This is a genomic window from Acidovorax sp. 106, assembly GCF_003663825.1.
In the GTDB taxonomy this organism is placed as follows: Bacteria; Pseudomonadota; Gammaproteobacteria; order Burkholderiales; family Burkholderiaceae_C; genus Acidovorax.
On sequence record NZ_RCCC01000001.1, the window covers coordinates 3,597,890 to 3,614,628 of the forward strand.

Below are 16,739 nucleotides of genomic sequence, written 5' to 3' on the forward strand. Positions count from 1 at the left end.
CTGGATGGGTTGGCTTGGAGGCCTGGGGTGCTGCTAGCCCCCGGCGCAGGGCTGCGTCTCAGTGCTGCAGCGCCGCTGCTTTCCAGGCTTGGGCGGCGGCGTCTGCATCGCCACGCTGTTCTGCCAGCTCGGCCAAATGCCGCCATGCGCTGGCGCGCAGGGGGGCGTCATGCAGGTGGGAACTGGCCTGGGCCAGCAATTGCTGGGCTTTGCCCCACAGCTGCCGCTTCAGGCAGGCCATGCCTGCGAGGTATTGCAGGCGGGCATCGCGCGGGTTGGATTGCTGTGCCGATTCGATGCGGGCCAGCCAGGCTGCATCGATGGTGTCCAGTCCGTCTTCCAGCGAGCGGATCAGCTTGAGTGCCAACCCCTCGGGCAAGCCCTCTGGCAGGTCCACCATGCGCTCCCACACGGGCAGCAGCCAGGCGCGCACCTGGTTGGCGTCTCCACCCAGATGGGCCAGGCGCTGGGCGGCCTGCACGGCCAGCTCGGGCATATTGCGCTCGGTGTTTTCCAGCGAGGTCCAGATTTGCACCAGTTGCACTGGGTCGTGCGCCGACTGGATCAGCTCTGTGGCCAGGCCCCGCACAATGCTTTGCGCCGCTCCCGCCGAGAAGGCGCGGTGCTTGCCTAGCAAGCGGGCTGTGTCGAGTGCCTCGCTGGTTTGGCGAGCCTGGCGCGTGGCCTTGAGCTTGATGCGCAAGGCCAGTGTGCGGCGGGCGGCGCCTTGGGGCAGGGCGGCTAGGCGCTCCAGGGTGACTTGGGGGTCGCGGTCGTCCAGGCTCCAGCGCGCCGCTCGGATTTGGGCACCTTCACGCATTTCTTGCTCTTGGCCATTGCCGCGCACGGGAGCTTCTTCCAGGGCGTTTTGCAGATGGCTTTCGCGGGTGGCACGGTCTTGCAGGGCGTGGGACGATTCGGCGGCGATCAGGTGCGCCAAGGCGCGCAGTTGTTTGCCGTGTGGAACGGGCTCACCCGCCGCCTGCAGGGCGCTTTCTTGGGAGATGGATGCCAGCGCCGATTTGCGAGAGCGCAGAAAACGCCCCGCCAGCATGTGTGTGAGGGCATCGAGCAACGCGTGGTGCATGGCGCGCTCTTTTTGCTGCACGCGCCAGCGGCGTGCCTGGTGCGGCAACTCCAGCAGCGCTGCCAGCGCCCGCAGCGCGGCGTACACGGTGGTGAACCCGCCCACCAGCAGCAACACGACCAAGTTGAGCGACAGGTCGACGCGGTAGGGGGGCCAATACAGGGTGATGGTGCCCTGGTTGTTTCCTGCAAACAGCGCGGCCGCTACGGCAACACCAAACAGAGCCAAAAGCCAAAGAGCTGCACGCATATTAGTTTTCCAATGCTCCGCGAGCGTCCTGGACCTTCAAAAGCGACTCAGGGTGCATCATCTCATCGTCCCGCTGCGGCCGTAGCCAGTGCAGACAGGGTTTCGTCCAGCCGGGGTAGCTCGGCGTCCTTCATGTGCTGCTGGGCTTGTTGCAGCATGGTGGCTGCGTTTTGGGTGCGGCGCGATGCGGGGTCGAAGTACTTGTTCAGTGCGGCCGTGGCAGCCGTCAGGTCCGCGCGGGCAGAGTCAAACTGCCGGGCCAGCACGCCCAGTCGGGCGTTGAGTAGCTTGAGTTTGAGGTTTTCGCGCAGGAAAAAAGTTTGCTCGGGTGCCAGCAAAATGGCCTCGGGCTGGTCGATGCGGCTGACGCGCACCAGCCCACGGGCTTCGTCGCGCACGACTTCCCAGCTGCGCTGCAGTGCAGCTTGCCACCACGGCATGGCTGGGTCTTCGGCGGTGCCCGTGCTACTGGCTGGGGTTGCTGCTTTGCGGGTGCCAGGGGCTTGTGCCACGGCGTTGAGCACGGGCAGTTCATCCACTTGGCGCACCAAGTCGTCCAGGCGGCCCAGCAGGCCTGCGGTGTCGGTCACGGTGGCGCGGGTCAGCCGATCCAGGTCGCGCGCAATGGCCCTTTGCAGGGGGGCCAGGCGGGGCTGGGCAGCCCGGTCAATGCGTTGGTGGGCGGTTTTCAGGGTGGCGACCAGGGGCTCCAGGCCGCCGGTGAGCTGGGCCTGTTGCTGCGCCAGTCGAATGGCCGATTCAATGTCCACCACCAGGTTTTCGTCGCGTGAGCGCGACAGGCTTTGCATCAGCTCTTCCAGTTGGCTGCGTTGCAGGGCGACTTCGCTCACCCGGGCTTCGGCCACCGAGAGGCGGGCGGCGGTCTCGCGCACCTGGTCTTCTGCCTGACGGGCAATGGTGCGGGCCTCGATGGCCAGCGTGCCCGAGTCGGCCGATTGCCGGGCCAGTTGCTCTTGAATGCTGCTGAGTTTTTGCCACAGCAGGACGCTGCTGGTCAGTGCAGCAGCGGCCACGGCCCCCAGCAGCAGGTTGGCCAAGCCCATGCCCGCCGTGCCGCTGGGGCGTGTGGGGGCAGCAACAGGGGGCGCTGCCTGGCCTGGATGGGATGCGGCTGGAGCTGCGGGCGCAGGGGGCTGCGGCAGATCAGTGGGGGGCACAGAACTCATGCGCCCGATTCTATCGATGCCACCACGTCCGCCAAGGCGGGGCGGCATTCCCGCACCTCGCCAAACCCGGCGTCGCGCGCAGCCTGGGCGATGCGCGGGTGCGTTGCCAGTGCGCGTGCCGTGTGCCAGTTTTGCTGGGGCAGGGCGGCCGCGAGATGGGCCACGGCTTCAGAGCTACTGAGCAGCCAGAGCGATCCACTGTGGGCGGCTTGCCGTGCCAGGTCCAGGTCTTGGGCTGACAGGTGGGGGGCTGTGCGCTCGTAAGCCACCACAAAGTCCACCTGGGCGCCTGCGGCTTCGATCTGGCGGGCCAGCCAGTCGCGGCCCGAGCCCTGGCTCTCATGCACCCCGGCAGAGCGCCCGCGCACGATCAGGATGCGGTCACCCGCCTGCACTTGGGGGTGGACTTGTTGCCACAGGGCTTCGGAGTCAAATTGCGGTGCATCGGGTGCAGGGCCGTCGATGCGCTCGGCCGGGAACCCCGCCTCCAGCAGCGCCCTTGCAGTCCCCGGGCCGGGTGACCATGCTCTTGTTTTGATAGCTGCCAGCGCTTGATTAGAAAGCGCTAGGACCATATTTTGTTCAAAAAAGTACAGCGCCGCGTTGCCGCTGACGAACATGGCGGCGCGGTAGTCGCCCAGGCGCGCACGGGCTTGATGCAGCGCTTGTACAAGGACCGGGTCTGCGGCTGGGCCGACATGGATCAGGGGCAGGGCTGTAGCGGCGATGCCCCGTTGGGTGAACTGCTGTACCCAGTGCGCAGCCTCGCGTGCGGGGCGGGTGACGATGACCTGGGGGGCTGCAGCGGTCAAGACTGTGGCCTGCGGGCTTCAGGCCGTTGCATGGGGCGCGGCACCTTGGGCGCCACCGTCGCGCAGCCGCTGAGCAATGGCCAGGCCCAGGGCATCGGCTTCGGCCAGCGTGGTCACGCGGGCTGTGGCGCTGGCGCGCACCAGCGGCGCTTGGCCTTCGGTGTCGCCCCAGGCGGCATCCAGTTGCAGGGTGTCACCCACCAGGGTGCCATGTGCTGCAAGGGGCATGGAGCAGCTGCCGCCCATGGCGCGGCTCACTGCGCGCTCGGCGGTCACGGTCAGCCAGGTGGGCTGGTGGGCCAAGGGGGCCAAGGCGTCGATCAGGTCTTGTCGGTCACTGCGCACTTCAATGCCCAGCGCGCCTTGGCCCGCTGCGGGCAGCATGGCGGTGAGCTCAAACGTGGCGCGGATGCGCGCACCCAGCTCCAGCCGCTTGAGACCCGCTGCCGCCAGCACAATGGCGTCGTACTGGCCTTCGTCCAGCTTGCGCAGGCGGGTGTCCAGGTTGCCACGCAGGGGTTCAATCTTCAGGTCGGGCCGAAGGGCCTGCAGCAGCACCTGGCGGCGCAGGCTGGAGGTGCCCACCACGGCCCCTTGGGGCAATTGGTCCAGGCTGGCGTATTGGGGCGAGACGAAGGCATCGCGGGGGTCTTCGCGCTCCATCACGCAGGCCAGGGCAAAGCCCTCGGGCAGCTCCATGGGCACGTCCTTGAGCGAGTGCACGGCAATGTGGGCGCGGCCTTCTTCGAGGGCCACTTCCAGCTCTTTCACAAACAGGCCTTTGCCACCCACCTTGGACAGCGATCGGTCCAGAATTTGGTCGCCCTTGGTGGTCATGCCCAGCAGCTCCACCTGGTGGCCTCGTGCGCGCAAGAGGGCTTGAACATGCTCTGCCTGCCACAGCGCCAGGCGGCTTTCGCGGGTTGCGATGACGATGGTGGAGGGGGCTTTCGCCGCCGGGCCCCCCCAAGGCGAAAGGCTCCCCCCTTGGGGGGGCAGCGACCCGCGAAGCGGCGGAGCGTGGGGGGCGTCTTTTTGGAGGCTCAAGTTCGTAACCTGTTTGTAATCATTCAGCGGCGGGCGATGCTAGCATGCGCCCGCATCGGTGACCTTGATCTGGCGCGTGTCCCCTGTGGGGGGGCGCTGGCAAGGCGCCTCTTTTCAATCTCCGGAGACCCTCGCGCATGAAACGATCCGACAAGGACCAGCCCCTGATTGACGATATTCGCCTGCTGGGGCGTATTTTGGGCGACGTGATCCGCGAGCAAGAGGGGGTCGATGCCTATGAGCTGGTCGAGCAGGTGCGCAAGCTCTCGGTGGCCTTTCGCCGCGACGCCGACCAGGAGGCTGACCGCGCGCTCAAGAAGCTGCTCAAGTCCCTGTCGGGCGACCAGACGGTGAGCGTGATCCGCGCCTTCACTTACTTCAGCCACCTTGCCAACCTGGCCGAAGACCGCCATCACATCCGCCGCCGCGCCGTGCATGAGCGTGCGGGCGATACACAAGAGGGCAGCATCGAAGTGGCCTTGTCGCGTCTGCGCTGGGCAGGCATTGCGCCCAAGACCATCGCACAGACTCTGGCCAGCAGCTACGTAGCGCCGGTGCTCACAGCCCATCCCACCGAAGTGCAGCGCAAGAGCATCCTCGACGCCGAGCGCGACATCGCCCAGTTACTCGCGACACGCGACGATATCCAGGTGCGCGCCCAGCTCTACAACAGTGCCAAGGATGCGCTCACCCCGCGCGAGCTGGCCGCCAACGAAGCCTTGCTGCGCGCCCGCGTGGCCCAGTTGTGGCAAACGCGCCTGCTGCGCTACAGCAAGCTCACAGTGGCCGACGAGATCGAGAATGCGCTCTCTTATTACGAAGCCACCTTCTTGCGCGAGATCCCCAAGATCTATGCCGACCTTGAAGCTGAACTCGGCCAATACCCCGTGCACAGTTTTTTGCGCATGGGGCAGTGGATTGGTGGCGACCGCGACGGTAACCCCAACGTCACCGCACAGACCCTGCAATATGCGCTGAGCCACCAGGCTGAAGTGGCCCTGCGCCACTACCTGACCGAAGTGCACTACCTGGGCGGTGAGCTGTCTCTGTCGGCTCGCCTGGTGCAGGTATCGGCTGACATGGAGGCCCTGGCTCAACGTTCCCCAGACACCAACGAGCATCGCGTGGATGAGCCTTACCGTCGCGCACTCACAGGCATCTATGCTCGCCTGGCGGCATCGCTCAAAGACTTGACTGGCGGCGAGGCCGCGCGCCATGCCGTTGCGCCGCAGAACGCCTATGCCAGCGCCGAAGAGTTTTTGGCCGATCTGCGGGTGATCGAGGCTTCGTTGAAGGCTCACCACGGCGAAGCCCTGGCCGCTGAGCGTCTGCACCCGCTGATCCGTGCCGTGCAGGTGTTTGGCTTCCACTTGGCCACGGTGGACCTGCGCCAAAGCTCCGACAAACACGAGGAGGTGGTGGCCGAGCTGCTGGCCAAGGCGCGCATCGAGCCGAACTATGCGGGCCTGCAAGAAGCCGCCAAGCGTGCCCTGCTGATCAAGCTGCTGAATGACGCGCGCCCGCTGCGCGTTGTGGGTGCCGAATACTCGGCCCATGCCCAGGGCGAACTGGCCATCTTCGAAACCGCCCGCGTGATGCGCGAGCGGTTTGGCCACGAGGCCATCCGCCACTACATCATCAGCCACACCGAAACGGTGAGCGACCTGCTCGAAGTGCTGCTGCTGCAAAAGGAAGTGGGCCTGATGAGCGGCACACTCGATGCCGAGTCGAAGAACCACCTCATCGTGGTCCCCCTGTTCGAGACCATCGAAGACCTGCGCAACGCCGCGCCCATCATGCGCGAGTTCTACAGCCTGCCCGGCGTGGCCGCGCTGGTGCAGCGCAGTGGCGGCGAGCAGGACATCATGCTCGGCTACAGCGACAGCAACAAGGACGGCGGTATCTTCACCAGCAACTGGGAGCTGTACCGCGCCGAGATTGCCCTCGTCGAACTATTCGACGAACTCGCCACCAGCCATGGCATCCAGCTGCGCATGTTCCACGGCCGGGGCGGCACGGTGGGCCGGGGCGGCGGCCCCAGCTACCAGGCCATCCTGGCCCAACCCCCCGGCACCGTGCGCGGCCAGATCCGCCTGACGGAGCAGGGCGAGGTCATCGCATCGAAATACGCCAACCCCGAGATCGGCCGCCGCAACCTTGAAACCCTGGTGGCCGCCACACTCGAAGCGACCTTGCTGCAGCCCACCAAGCCGGCCACCAAGGCGTTTTTGGATGCGGCTGCACAGTTGTCGCTGGCCAGCATGGGCAGCTACCGCGCGTTGGTATACGAAACCCCGGGCTTCACCGAGTATTTCTTCAATTCCACCCCTATCCGCGAGATCGCGGAGCTGAACATTGGCTCGCGTCCCGCCAGTCGCAAGGCCAGCCAGAAGATCGAAGACCTGCGCGCCATCCCCTGGGGCTTCAGCTGGGGCCAGTGCCGCCTCACGCTGCCAGGCTGGTTCGGTTTTGGTTCGGCGGTGGAAGCATTTGTGAACACCGAGGGCAAGGACCCCAAGGCGCAATTGGCCCTGCTGCAGAAGATGTACCGCCAGTGGCCGTTCTTCCGCACCCTGCTGTCCAACATGGACATGGTGCTGGCCAAGAGCGACCTGGCCTTGGCCTCGCGCTACAGCGAGCTGGTCACCGACGCCCGCCTGCGCAAAAAGGTGTTTACCAGCATCGAGGCCGAATGGCACCGCACTGCCGAATCCCTCACGCGCATCACCGGCGACAAGCAGCGCCTGACGCACAACACGGCGCTGGCCCGCTCCATCAAGCACCGCTTCCCGTACATCGATCCACTACACCACTTGCAGGTCGAGCTGGTGCGCCGCTGGCGCGCAGGGCAGGGCGATGAGCGGGTGCAGACCGGGATCCACATCTCCATCAACGGCATTGCAGCAGGGCTGCGTAATACGGGCTGAGCGTTGCTTGTCCTGGTGGCTGTGCCGTGAGGCACGGCCTGAAAAAGCGGGTTGCGAGCCCGCTTTTTTTTGCCCCTTATGGTGTGGATGTGCATTGCGTCGTGGGGGCAACATTCATGCGAATTCAGCATGGGTGTGCAGCGCTGCTGCCTACTTTGGTTTTGCCTGATGGGCGGGCAGCGTCTGCAACCCATGAAAACATTTGTATCTTGTAGATCAATATTGTTTCTATTTGTTATTTGTTATTTGCTTAAATAAAGATAGCAAACTTGTGTTTGCAGGAGAGACTTAAGAGTCTTTTTTGTCTGCCTAAAAAATTGTAATATTTTGTATGTTGTTTCAGTTGACGTTGGGTTGACTTTTGCGTTTTCCCTGTTGACTTTAGTTTGCAATTCAAATTTTTTTGGCTCCCTAGAATCCGCCGCTCATAAGAGAGTTGTTTGGACTTCAGAGGGAACCCATGACATATTTGCAAGGGAATTGGGCGCGAATGCGCTCCGGGGCCAAGGCCTTGGCGCTGTGCGCGGTGTGGATGCCTGCGCTGGCGTTGGCGCAATCGGCGGACATCGTTGTCAACCATTCGGATTCGCCAGACCCAGGCCCAGCGGGTGGTGTTTTCACCTACACACTGCGTCTGGACAACAATGGCCCTAATCTTGCGCAAGGTGTGACGCTGGCCGACACACTTCCTTCGGGCTCCACCTTTGTCGATGTGAATACCACGAAGGGCAGCTGTGCCGCTCCCTCCGGTGGGGTTGTCAACTGCTCTATTGGTGACATTGCTTTTACAAGCTCTGAAACCGTCACGGTTCGGGTGCGCTTGCCGGTCGCTGGCGTGTACACCAACCGGGTAACGTCAGGTGCCACGACGGCGGATTCGAACAGCAGCAACAACACCAACAGCGTCCAGAATACGACGGCGCTGGCGGCTTCCAACCTTGCCGTGACTGCTGCGTCCTCCTCTGCCAATGTGGCCGCAGGTCAGGGTTACAGCTACACCGTGGGGGTGGCCAACCAAGGGCCGGACGACGTGCCTGCGGGTGGTGCCATCGCGGTAACGTTCGCTGTGCCCACGGGCTCTTCCATTACCAGCGTGCCAACCGGTTCCGGCTGGAGCTGCACGCCCTCTGGCGGCTATCCGCTCAGCTCGGGCTCTATCACTTGCACGCGCTCTGGCAGCCTGGCCAACGGCGCAGCCTCCGGGAACCTTACCATCTTCGCCGTGGCCAACGTGGCGGGCGCGGTGACTGCATCGTTCAGTGCTGCGGCCTCCAAGGCGGATGCGTCCGCGATGCCCGACAGCGACTTGGCAAACAACACTGCGACCGTCACCGTCACCTCTGCGTCGGGATCGGACGTGTCGGTCGCTATCAGTGCATCGCCCACCAATGTGGCCCTGGGCAGCGACGTGACGTACACCATCACACCCCGCCATGAAGGGGGCGAGGCTCCGGGTGCATCGGGTACCGGCATCATCACGGTGACGGACACCCTGCCAGCTGGCTTGAACTATGTCTCTGCCACTGGCACTGGTTGGAGTTGCGGTGCTGCAGGGCAAGTAGTGACTTGCACACGCCCAGGCCCTTACACGGGCGGCAATTTCACCAATATGCCTGTGATTACGCTGGTGGCAACGGCCACGACCGTGGGTGCGTTCAGCAATACCGCTACGGTCTCAATCCCTGAGACGGACAGCAATCCGGCTAACAACTCCTCTAGCGCCAACATCACCTCGACCAACGACGCGGACCTGCGTTTGATCAAGACGGCCAGCCTGAGCCCGGTGGTGCCCAACCAAGGCTATACCTACTCGCTGGCGATACAGAACCTGGGGCCGTTGGCCATCGCCGCGGGGCAGACCATTACCGTGGCCGACACACTGCCTGCAGGGGTGTCACTCACAGCGATGCCTTCGGGCTCAGGCTGGACCTGCTCGCCTGGCAGCGGTTTCCCTGTGGATGGCGCAACCGTCACTTGCACGCGTCCAGGGCCTTTGTCTGTGAATGCCAGCGCGCCGACCATTACTTTGAGCGCGACCCAACCCACGGCGGGCGCACGTTCCAACACGGCTTGCGTTGCACTGAGTGGCGCGGGCCCGGTAGACAACGCTGCTGGCAACAACTGCAGCACTGCTTCCGTCTCCTCCACGGCAACAGAGGCTGATCTGGAAGTCGTCTCTAAAACCGCAACTCCCACTACCGTGCAAGCGGGGAGTGATCTCACCTACGTGGTCACCGTCCGCAACAACGGCCCGGCAACTTCGACCAATGTGCGTGTAACCGATACGTTGAGCAGCTTGGTGAGCACAGGGGGCTTGCAGTCGATTGTTGCTTCGCAAGGCTCTTGCACGCCCACGGCGCCCCGCAATGGCACCTCGCAAAACCTGGTGTGTGATTTGGGTGCCATGGCCTCCGGCGCAACGGCCTCGGTGACGGTGGTGGTTCGCCCCAGCATTGCCACCACCGGCAATCGCACCAACACAGCGTCCGTGACTTCGCTGGATGTGGGTGATCCAAACCGCAACAACAACAGCAACTCGGTCACCAGCACCGTCACCGCCAAGGTGGACATTCGGGTGGCCAAGACCGCCACTCCTGCCTCTATTCCTGCAGGTGCCCCGCTGACCTATGTAGCGACGGTGACAAACGACGGCCCGTCCACCGCCCAAAGCGTTCGCTTGGTCGACACCTTGCCGGCCAACGCGACCTACATCAGCGCCACTGCTTCCGGTACAGGCACCTGCACGACACCAGCGGTCGGGGCTGCGGGCGGAACGCTTGACTGCACCTGGGGCAGCATTAACTCGGGCTCTCAGCAAACTGTCACCTACAAAGTGCGTCCGCTGCTGTCTGCCGTCGGGGGCAATTTGGTGAACGCTGTTGCGGTAACCACCACAACCGCTGAAGACAACACCGCCAACAACTCGGCCACCACCACCACCCCGGTGACTCCGGCGCAGTTGGACGTGTTGATCAACAAGACCGACAGCTCAGACCCGGTGAACCTGGGTGACGAAACGACCTACACGGTCACCATCACCAACAGTGGTCCGTCCTATGCGACGAATCCCGTCGTGGTGGATACCTTCCCGGCACCCGGCTCCACGCCCACTGCCTCCTTCAGCTACGAAGGCGCGCTCGTGGTGAGCAATGGGGGCTCCTGCACCCAGCCCACAGTCGGTGTGACCAGTGGAGTGCTGCGCTGCACGTTTGCGGGGCTGGATGCCGGGCAATCGGCGACGGTGACCTACAAGATGCGGGCCCAGACCTTGACCCAGGTGGGTGCCACCAGCGGCACGGCCTTCAACCGCGCTACGGTGTCTGTGGACGAAACCGAAACCCAGATGCTCAATAACTCGGTGGATGAGTCGACCACGGCACGACGCAATGCGGCGGCCCTGCCCACAGACCTTGGCATCACCAAGACTGGGCCGACCAGCCCCGTGAAGGCGGGTGATCTGGTGAACTACATCATCACCGTGCGCAACAACGGCCCCCAGGTCAGCACTAGTGCCCAGATGCAGGACGTGCTGCCCGCAGGCTTGTCCTTTGTCTCAGCGCCAGGTTGCCTGGAGGCTTCGGGCACGGTGACCTGTCCCGTCGGCACGCTGGCCGTGGGCGCTTCGGTGGTGTTCAACATCAACGCGCGTTTGAACACGCCCTACACGGGGGCCAGTCCGCTGGTCAACACGGCGGTGATCGATGCCGTGGGTGATACCGACTCCACCAACAACTCGGCCTCTGCCAGCACACCGATTGTTGCTGCAACACCAGCGAGCATTCCAACCTTGTCTGAGTGGGCACTGATTGTGATGGCAGCCTTGTTGGGGTTGCTGGCCATGCGCCAGCTGCCGCAGCGACGCCAGTGAGTGAGGCGGTGCCGGTTGAGCCGGCGCACAGCCCACCTGATTCCATGCGTTAGCACCTTGCAGCCCACGTAGGTCTTTGGCCCACGTGGGCTGCTTGTTTTGTGCTCGGCCTAGCGTGCTGCACTTGGTGGGGTTTGAATGGCGCGTGAAGCATTGGATTCAATAGGCTTTGAATAGTGGCTATGCGTGCTTCAAGTGGGGGCTGATGGTGCAGCTAGGGATGTCCTGCATAACCCTCGCGAGGCGGTGATAGTGCGGGTCAGGATGGGCCACAAGGCGTCTTTTTGCAGCCAATAGCCATGCTATTGGCAAGAAAAGCAACGCAGTGGACCGCCCGAAGCCGTGCTATCACAGTCCGCAGGGAGTTATGCAGGACATCCCTAGGTGTTCATTCGCTCGCCATTGACCTCTGAACTGCTGCAACCCTTGCAGCGTGCAAGGCCGTGAGAGCAGATAGCCCTGGGCCTGTGTCGCGCCCATGCTGCTGAGCATGTCCCACTGGGCCTGCGTCTCCACGCCCTCGGCCACTGTGCGCATGCCCAGTGCCGATGCCATTTGCACGATGCTCCTCACAATGGTCTGGCCGCAGGTCTGCTCAACGGCTTTTTGGACAAAGCTGCGATCGATCTTGAGGGTGTGAAAAGGGAACTGGCTCAGGTAGCTCAGGGACGAGTAGCCTGTGCCAAAGTCGTCCAGTGCAATGCGCACACCCAGCGCTTGCAGTCCGTGCAACTGCTGCAGTGCTCTGGGCGCATCCTCGATAAAGATGGATTCCGTGATTTCCAGTGCCAATCGCTGTGGGGGAAGGCCCGAGCGTTCAAGGGTGGCCTGCACCTGGGAAACGAAGTCGGCCTCGCGCAGTTGCAGGGTGGACACGTTGATGGAAACGTCCAGCCCCTTCAGGGCAGGCTCTCTTACTGCGGCATCGCAGGCGTTGCGCAGCACCCAGTCGCCCAGTGCGTCAATGGCGCCTGACTGCTCTGCGATCCCAATGAATTCTGCAGGGCAGATGGACCCCAGCGTCGGATGTTGCCAGCGCAGCAACGCCTCTACGCCGGCGATCTGGCCTGACTCGATATCGATCAGCGGCTGCCAATGCAGGCTCAGCTCCTGTCGTTGAATGGCCTCGCGCAGGTCGTTTTCCAGCCGGGCGTTGCGCTGGGTTCTCTCGCCCATTTGCAGTGTGTAGGCCGTATACCTGCCGCGTCCCTGGTCTTTGGCTTCGTACAGCGCCGTGTCGGCTTGAACCAGCAGTGCATCGACATCGGTGGCGCCTGGCTCAAAAAGTGCGACGCCAACGCTGGCGCCAATGCGCAGGCGCCTTCCATCCACAGACAGTGGCTGGTTCAGTGCATTCACCAAAGCGTGCGCTTGTTCTTGGACATAGGGCAAAAAGTCTGCTGCTTCAGGGCTGTGCCGCAGCAGCACAGCGAATTCGTCACCCCCGAGCCGAGCGACCAGATGCTCTGTCCCTGTGATGGATTGCAGGCGCTGGGCCACTTTCTGCAGCACCGCGTCGCCCACAGAATGTCCCAGGCTGTCATTGATGGATTTGAAATAGTCCAGATCAATCAGCAACAGGGCTCCATGCCGGTGGGCGCGCATCTCCTGGGCGATGGCGTGGTGCATGAAGAAGCGGTTGGCCAACTGGGTCAGCGAGTCGCTGTGGGCCAATCTCTCCAGTTGCTCTTGCGCCTGCACGATGGACGTTTTGTCCGCCGCCACACCCCGCCAGCCGTAGATATGGCCCCATTCGTCCTTGATGGGTTTGCCAGTGAAGGCCAGGTGAAATGGCTCTCCGTTCACATTCAGGGCGATGGGCAAGCTGTGGAAAGGGGCCTGCTTGTGCAAGGCCTGGGCAAATGCTGTTGGGTCCGACGTACAGTGCTGCGCAATCCACTGGGGCAAGGCGATGTCTGTCACATGCCCGTTTGGCAGTCGCAGCAAGCTGCTCAGCCGTGCGGATGTTTGGGCCAGTCTTCCATCGGCGCCGATTTCCCACAGCGCCTCGTTGGCGCTTTGCTCAAAGTCTTGGAACATCACGGCGAGCAATTGTTCTTGCCGAAGGGCCTCGCTGCGTGAGATGAGCAAAGCCGTGGCTTTGCGCCAGGTTGAGAGCGCACCCACCACGTTCATGGGAGCGTAAAACCCGAGCAGCACAGCAACACTCGCCATCATGGGGTCGGTGGAACTCCACAGGGCCCACCACGCCGCCGCTGAAAAGATGCAGGCGTAGGCCACGCTGGCCTTGGGCAGAGGGTTCAGAACAAAGGTGCCAGCGCTCAACATGCCCGTGAACAGCGTGGCAATAACAAGCTGTTGGCCTGGGGATGCAGTAGAGAACCAACAAATGGGCAGCAAAGACCACAGGCAGGCCAGCGCACTGGCCTGCAGCGTTGCACGCCTGACGGCGTGCACTGAAGCCGTGTGCAAAGGCTTGCCCTGGTGCTGCGCCCAGCGGTGAACTGCGGCCACAGCGACGGCCACCAGGGCCAGGAACCACAAGTACAGGCCGGGCCCATGCTGGCGGTGCAGTGCCCACAACACCAGCAACGCGCTGCCCACATTAGCGGCCATGGCATAGGGGGTGAGCCGCATCACGGCGCTGAGGTGCTCGGCCCGGATTTTCCCGGCCTGCGCATCCTCGTCCTGGTACATGCTGCTGATGCCCGCCCAAAGCTGTTTGTAATCTGCGAGCAATTTGAAAAGCATTGCCATTTGTATCATATTTGCCGAAATTTGTCTTCCGGAAAGCTGCGCTCAATGTGATACCGCAACGTGCGTCTGGCGTGTCTGGCGGCTTTCTCCCTCCTTATTCGGCCAATGGGCCTGGGGGCTTGGCGCTACGATTCCCTCAGGCCTGACTTGAACGATTGCTGCTTTATGAACTTCCTGTGCGCACACCACTGGAGCTGGCGCCCCTTGCTGGCAATTACCGCCACCTTGGCGCTGGCGGGCTGTTCCTCGCTGGATGTGCCACGGGCCGACAACTACCCTGCCAGCGACCAGAAAAAGGCGCGGGCGGTGCACCACTGGGATGTGCTGGCCGACGATGTGGCGGGGCGCATTGCCGACAAAATCCGCCAGTGGCCACCGGGGGAGTACCCCATCCATGTCTCTACCGTGAGCGATGCCTCCTTTAACCAAGGTTTTCGCAAGCTGCTGAGCACCCGCTTGCTGGACCGTGGGGTGGCGCTGTCGACCCAGCCGTCTGGCGTGCAGCTGGTGGTGGAGACACAGGTGGTGCAGCATCCCGCGCCCACGATGAATTTGAACCACGCCCCGATGCCGGTCACGCGGCTGGCCTTGGGCATTGCCGTGGCGCGCGACTTGGTGCACGCGCCGCCTGGCGCTGCCTCGGTGGCGGGCAGCCTGGGGGCGATGGCGCTTTTGGCGGACGCCACCAGCTACCTGAGGGACGGGGGCGCCAGCGGAGGCCCGACCCGCACCGAGGTGCTGATCACCACGTCGTTGGAGAACGCCGACCGCTACCTGGCCCGCACGGCCGACGTTTACTACATCGAAGATGCTGATGCGGCCCTGTACCAGGCCAAAGAGCCGACTCCGCCCGCGCAGCCTGTGCCGCTCAAGAGCTGGCGCGTGGTGGCGCCCAGCAATGCTGCGGTGCCTCTGACGCCGTATTGACCCCTGAGTAACCTTCTGAGCAACCCCTGAGCGCCAAGCCATGAATCGCCGAAACTTTCTCAGCACCGCCCGGGTGGCTGCCACTGTGCTCACCGTGGGGGGCTTGGCTGCATGCAGCAGCTTTTACTACGGCGAAAGGCCGGGTGCGGTGTGGTTTCCCACCAACCTGATCGAGGCCAACCACCGGGCGGTGGATGCCTTGCTGGCGCAGGCGCCGCTGGACGCGCAGCACCCCATCATGGTGGGCACCTTGGTCAACGTGGACCGGGTCACAGAGTCGTCGCGCCTGGGGCGCATTTTTTCAGAACAGATCGCGGGGCGCATGGTCCAGCGGGGCCTGCGCGTGGTAGAGCTGAAGCTGCGCGACAGCGTGGCGCTGCAGCGTGAGCAGGGCGAGTTGCTGCTGTCGCGCGAGGTGAGAGAGGTCAGCCAAAGCCATGATGCGCAGGCCGTGGTGGTGGGCACCTACGCGGCGTCTGCCACCGCGCTGTACATCAGCCTGAAGCTGGTCACCCCGGCGGGCAATGCCGTGGTGGCTGCGCACGATTATTCGCTGCCCATGGAAGACAACGTGCGCGTGCTGCTGGCCAACGGGGCGTTGCGCTACTGACGCGGTGAATGGGTGGCCCGGCGCTGCTGGCGCTGGTGCCGTGCGGAGCGCCTGGAGCGCCTCTTTGTGTAATGATGTGCTACAAAAATAATAGCTGCTATCGCTTGTAAATAAAGCGCTAGCAGCTATTTTTGTTTGAAAAAATGCGTGCGTTTCAGTGCAGCATCAAGGCGCCAGCCGTCTTGCTCTTGCCTGCGCGGGCAGGGGGGTTGCACAGGCCGCAGGTGAAATGGCGGTTTTCATACAGCTCGGTCACAAACTGGCCGCTGCACTGGCTGCACTTGGTGCGCGTCAGCATGCCTGCGTCCACAAACTTCACCAGGCGCCAGGCGCGGGTGAAAGACAGCAGGGGCTCGATCTCTGCGGTGGCCACTTGCTCGTTGTACAGGCGATAGGCCTTGGTCAGCAACTCGACCGAATCCAGGTCCACGCCCTTGGACAGGTATTCGTAGATGTTCAGGAACAGCGAGCTGTGGATGTTCTCTTGCCAGGTCAGGAACCAGTCGGTGGAGAAGGGCAGCTGGCCCTTGGATGGCGACTTGCCGGCAATTTCCTTGTACAGGCGGATCAGGCGCTCGTAAGACAGCGTAGTTTCAGATTCCAGCACCTGCATGCGGGCACCCATCTGGATGAGCATGGCAGCACGTTCGATCTGCTTGGATTCATTCAGTACGCTTTTGACGGTGGCGGCAGGTGCGGACATGGTGGGCTTTCGTGAAGGACTGGAGGCAGGGGCGATGGAGGGTGGTGCTTACAGCACTTCCGACACGCGGCTGGCCATGAGGATGTTGGCGTGCAAGGTGTTGGTGGCTTCGTTGCCTACCTTCTTGGCGGTGTGGTTGGTCAGCAAGCTCCACACCAGGTTGTCGTCCACACGGAAGCTGCACAGCAGCGTGTTGCGTGAAGCCAGCTTGAGCACCTGGGCTGCCGACAGCGAGGCCAGAAGGTCGGCGGCTTCTTCGTTCATGCCCAAGCGGAACACGGCTTCGGCCTTGTCCTGGCGAATCAGGTTCTGTGCCAGCATCAGGTAAGTGAGGTTGGCTTCGCGGATTTCGGCGAGGATTTGTTCGTTGGTCATGGCGGCTTCCTTTTTTCCAGTCCCGGGTCTTGCGTTGCATGCGGTTTGCATGTTTTGCGTGATCCGTTGAAATGGATTGTGAAACCGCCCCAATCAAAAATTAAGTCCGTTTTTGACTGTGCTGCGTGTCTGGTTTTGGGGTGGGCTTTGTAGGAATTTGCCTTACACGAACCTAAGGCCAGAAGGCCTTCTCCCCAGGTAAATGCATGCTGCTAACAACTTGTTGCAA

Annotated in this window: 11 protein-coding genes; 4 read left to right on the top strand and 7 right to left on the bottom strand. The window is 63.0% G+C overall.

Translation table 11 applies throughout. The features are described from left to right. Positions 1-58: 58 nt before the first annotated feature. From C8C98_RS15985 to hemC, 4 genes are all read right to left on the bottom strand, one after another. Entirely contained in the window at positions 59-1,336 is a 1,278-nt protein-coding gene (locus tag C8C98_RS15985) for a heme biosynthesis protein HemY (RefSeq protein ID WP_121455085.1), read from the bottom strand. A 62-nt stretch (positions 1,337-1,398) separates the two neighbouring features. Next, positions 1,399-2,523 (bottom strand): uroporphyrinogen-III C-methyltransferase, encoded by a 1,125-nt coding sequence (locus tag C8C98_RS15990; protein WP_121455086.1) that lies wholly within the window; start codon positions 2,521-2,523, stop codon positions 1,399-1,401. Continuing rightward, positions 2,520-3,335: a uroporphyrinogen-III synthase gene (locus C8C98_RS15995; RefSeq protein ID WP_121455087.1), complete on the bottom strand. Its 816-nt coding sequence runs from the start codon at positions 3,333-3,335 to the stop codon at positions 2,520-2,522. The genes C8C98_RS15990 and C8C98_RS15995 overlap by 4 nt, the downstream gene beginning before the upstream one ends. A gap of 18 nt (positions 3,336-3,353) precedes the next feature. Further along, entirely contained in the window at positions 3,354-4,271 is a 918-nt protein-coding gene (hemC, locus tag C8C98_RS16000) for a hydroxymethylbilane synthase (RefSeq protein ID WP_233574694.1), read from the bottom strand. A gap of 248 nt (positions 4,272-4,519) precedes the next feature. Here hemC and ppc point away from each other — a divergent pair, with 248 nt between their 5' ends. After that, positions 4,520-7,309 carry a phosphoenolpyruvate carboxylase gene (gene ppc, locus C8C98_RS16005; RefSeq protein WP_121455088.1) on the top strand — a complete coding sequence of 930 codons (2,790 nt, stop codon included), beginning with the start codon at positions 4,520-4,522 and terminating at the stop codon, positions 7,307-7,309. Positions 7,310-7,769: 460 nt separating this feature from the next. After that, entirely contained in the window at positions 7,770-11,177 is a 3,408-nt protein-coding gene (locus C8C98_RS16010; RefSeq protein ID WP_121455089.1) for an IPTL-CTERM sorting domain-containing protein, read from the top strand. A gap of 348 nt (positions 11,178-11,525) precedes the next feature. Here C8C98_RS16010 and C8C98_RS16015 read toward each other — a convergent pair whose 3' ends face one another. Beyond that, positions 11,526-13,889 (bottom strand): bifunctional diguanylate cyclase/phosphodiesterase, encoded by a 2,364-nt coding sequence (locus C8C98_RS16015; RefSeq protein WP_158600175.1) that lies wholly within the window; start codon positions 13,887-13,889, stop codon positions 11,526-11,528. A 171-nt stretch (positions 13,890-14,060) separates the two neighbouring features. Between C8C98_RS16015 and C8C98_RS16020 the strand changes: the two genes are divergently transcribed. Next, entirely contained in the window at positions 14,061-14,822 is a 762-nt protein-coding gene (locus C8C98_RS16020) for a hypothetical protein (RefSeq protein WP_121456317.1), read from the top strand. A gap of 40 nt (positions 14,823-14,862) precedes the next feature. After that, positions 14,863-15,432, top strand: coding sequence for a FlgO family outer membrane protein (locus C8C98_RS16025; protein ID WP_121455091.1), 570 nt, complete (start codon positions 14,863-14,865; stop codon positions 15,430-15,432). Between the two features lie 154 nt (positions 15,433-15,586). Here the strand turns inward: C8C98_RS16025 and flhC are convergent, their stop codons facing one another. Continuing rightward, positions 15,587-16,135, bottom strand: coding sequence for a flagellar transcriptional regulator FlhC (gene flhC / locus C8C98_RS16030; protein ID WP_121455092.1), 549 nt, complete (start codon positions 16,133-16,135; stop codon positions 15,587-15,589). Between the two features lie 48 nt (positions 16,136-16,183). Beyond that, the gene (gene flhD, locus C8C98_RS16035) at positions 16,184-16,510 is read right to left on the bottom strand and encodes a flagellar transcriptional regulator FlhD (protein ID WP_121455093.1); all 327 of its coding nucleotides are present in this window, start codon (positions 16,508-16,510) and stop codon (positions 16,184-16,186) included. Between the last annotated feature and the right edge of the window lie 229 nt (positions 16,511-16,739).